Source organism: Methylophaga sp. UBA5088, from assembly GCF_002414625.1.
Classification (GTDB): Bacteria; Pseudomonadota; Gammaproteobacteria; order Nitrosococcales; family Methylophagaceae; genus Methylophaga; species Methylophaga marina.
This window is the reverse complement of record NZ_DIAC01000058.1, coordinates 5,446-6,466: the sequence shown is the minus strand read 5'-3', so window position 1 is coordinate 6,466 and position 1,021 is coordinate 5,446. Positions and strand designations below refer to the sequence as shown.

Below are 1,021 nucleotides of genomic sequence, written 5' to 3'. Positions count from 1 at the left end.
TCAAGAATATCCGGTGGCCTACTTCTGGGAGGATGTGTGCCAACCTGATGCCTGGCTAAGGGTCTTCCATAGCTTTGTGTATGTCGAAAAAAAGGATGCTGTGGATATTCAGGGAAATTGGTCCAAGAAGGAAACCTTGATCTTTCCACGTTTTCACCAATGGACAGCAGTGAATGAAATGCTGGCCGATGCTCGCACGAATGGTGCGGGAATGACTTATCTTGCCGACCATAGTGCTGGTTCTGGTAAAACCAGCACCATCTCATGGACGGCCCACGATTTGGTCAAGCTTCGGGAAGATAATGGCGATCCTGTGTTCAACAGCGTCATTATTGTGACCGACCGCAACGTGCTTGATAGCCAGCTCCAGGATGCGGTAAAACAAATCGATCATCAGTTTGGTGTGATTGCAGCGATTGACAGACAGAAGTCTTCCAAATCCAAAAGCAAGCAGCTCTCCGAAGCATTACTGGCTGGCACACCGATTATCGTGGTCACAATCCAGACATTTCCTTACGCGATGGAAGCCATCATCACCGACAAGAGCTTGAAGGGAAAGAGCTTTGCGGTGATTATTGATGAAGCACATAATTCTCAAACTGGTTCAACTGCAGCCAAGCTGCAAGCTGCTTTGGGTATGAGTGGGCATGGCAAAATGTCCAACATGACGGTGGATGAGTTATTGGAGCAACTGCAAAAGTCACGCGCTCGCCCTGATAATATTAGCTACTTTGCATTTACCGCCACACCAAAGCACTCCACTTTGATGTTGTTTGGTCGCCCTGCAGACCCTACCAAACCGCTGTCAGAGGACAATAAGCCGGAAGCCTTCCATACCTACACGATGCGGCAAGCTATCGAAGAGAAGTTTATTTTGGATGTGTTAAAAGGTTATGTGCCTTATAAGACGGCCTTCAATCTCTCCAAACAACTTGAAGACAACAAGCGGGTAAGCGGCAAGGCTGCCAAACGAGCCCTGGCCCAATGGATGGCATTACATCCGACCAATGTGACCCAGAAG

Annotated in this window: 1 protein-coding gene; it reads left to right on the top strand. The window is 48.4% G+C overall.

Features of this window, described 5'->3' with window-relative positions; genetic code table 11:
• The coding region (locus B4K20_RS07775; RefSeq protein ID WP_289282479.1) for a DEAD/DEAH box helicase family protein at positions 1-1,021 on the top strand (1,021 nt) is incomplete at both ends.